3 protein-coding genes are annotated in these 1,409 nt (G+C 65.9%); 2 read left to right on the top strand and 1 reads right to left on the bottom strand.

Annotation, left to right across the window (positions count from 1 at the left end; translation table 11 throughout):
- Window positions 1–617, bottom strand: a 617-nt coding sequence (locus A5707_RS16990; protein ID WP_156658073.1) for a PPE family protein, incomplete at its 3' end; no start/stop codon positions are given.
- Window positions 618–913: 296 nt separating this feature from the next.
- Between A5707_RS16990 and A5707_RS16985 the strand changes: the two genes are divergently transcribed.
- Window positions 914–1,213: a PE family protein gene (locus A5707_RS16985; RefSeq protein WP_065012573.1), complete on the top strand. Its 300-nt coding sequence runs from the start codon at window positions 914–916 to the stop codon at window positions 1,211–1,213.
- 13 nt (window positions 1,214–1,226) lie between these two features.
- Window positions 1,227–1,409: PPE domain-containing protein (locus A5707_RS23455; RefSeq protein WP_156657385.1), on the top strand; the 183-nt coding region annotated here is incomplete at its 3' end.

The raw sequence follows: 1,409 nt of genomic DNA, 5'->3' as shown, positions 1-1,409 counted from the left end.
GCCAGTAGCTGCGACTCGGCCGACTGTGCGCCAGTTCCGGCCGATGTGGCAGCGGCGTGGGTGACCGCGGCGGCCTGCATGCCCTGCCCGGCGGGGTTGGTGGTTTGCATCGGAGCGGTGAACGGCGTCACCTTCGTGGTGGGTGCGACCTGAGCGGCGTATCCGTACATCGCCGCGGCATCTTGGGCCCACATCTCCCCGTATTGGGCTTCCAGCTGGGCGATGATCGGCATGTTTTGACCGAGAACGTTGGTCGACACCGCCTGCGCCAGCTGGAGGCGGTTAGCCTCGATCAGCGGCGGGGGCACGGTCGCGGCGAACGCAGCCTCGTAGGCGGCGGCCGCGGCCCCGGCCTGGGTAGCGGCCTGGTCGGCCCGTGCCGCGGTGGTGGACAACCACGTCACATAGGGCGCGGCGGCCGCGGCCATCGAAATCGACGCCGGGCCCGACCACAGGCCACTGATTTCGGAGATCGCCGAGCCGTAGCAGGACGCGGTCGTGTACAGGTCGGTGGCCAACACGTCCCAGGCAGCGGCGGCCGCCAACATCGGTCCCGCGCCCGCGCCGGCGTACATCCGGCCAGAGTTGACTTCCGGCGGTAATGCTCCGTAATCCACTACTTGACGTCCTGGCCTCGTCGGTCGCTACAGCCTGCCGATCTACTCGACCTCGTAGTCACGAATGCGATGCCCTTCCTCGCCATCGGCGACGGCTGCGATCCACTATCTGAGACATAAGTTCACTAATGAAGATATAAGGCGTTCAGAGGCGTCAGCGGTACGCAGTAATGAACTCTTTCTATCTTTAGGTGAACACTCGTCGTTGGTAGTGCACAGTCGGCTCCCGGCCATCTAACGTCGCTAGCGAGCGGCTCGTGAAGGCCGTTGAGACCGAGCACTGAGGAGAAATCAGCGTGGCGTTCGTAGAAACCCAGCCGGAGGTGCTATCCGCTGCGGCTCGCAATTTGGTGGCTATCGGCGCGTCAGTGGCGGCGCAGAATGCGGCTGCGGCGGGCCCGACGACGGGAATAGTGCCGCCGGCAGCCGATGAGATTTCGGCGCTGACGGCGGCACAGTTCGCCACGCATGCCCGGATGTATCAGGCGGCCAGCGTCCAAGCCGCGGCAATTCACGACATGTTCGTGAACATGCTGGGCACCAGCGCCGGTTCGTACGCGGCCACGGAAGCCGCCAACGCCGCCGCGACCAGCTAGAGGAGACGTAGTGCTGGATTTCGGGGCGTTACCGCCAGAGGTCAACTCCGCTCGCATGTATGCCGGACCGGGGTCGGCGGCGATGATGTCCGCGGCGTCGTCCTGGCGGTGGCTGGCCGCCGAGTTGGAGTCCGCCGCAATCGATTACGACAGGGTGATCACGCAGCTGACCAGTGAGTGGCGCGGCCCGGCGTCG

It is taken from the genome of Mycobacterium kyorinense, from assembly GCF_001672775.1.
GTDB classification, from domain to species: domain Bacteria; phylum Actinomycetota; class Actinomycetes; order Mycobacteriales; family Mycobacteriaceae; genus Mycobacterium; species Mycobacterium kyorinense_A.
This window is presented reverse-complemented; position numbering and strand designations above follow the sequence as displayed.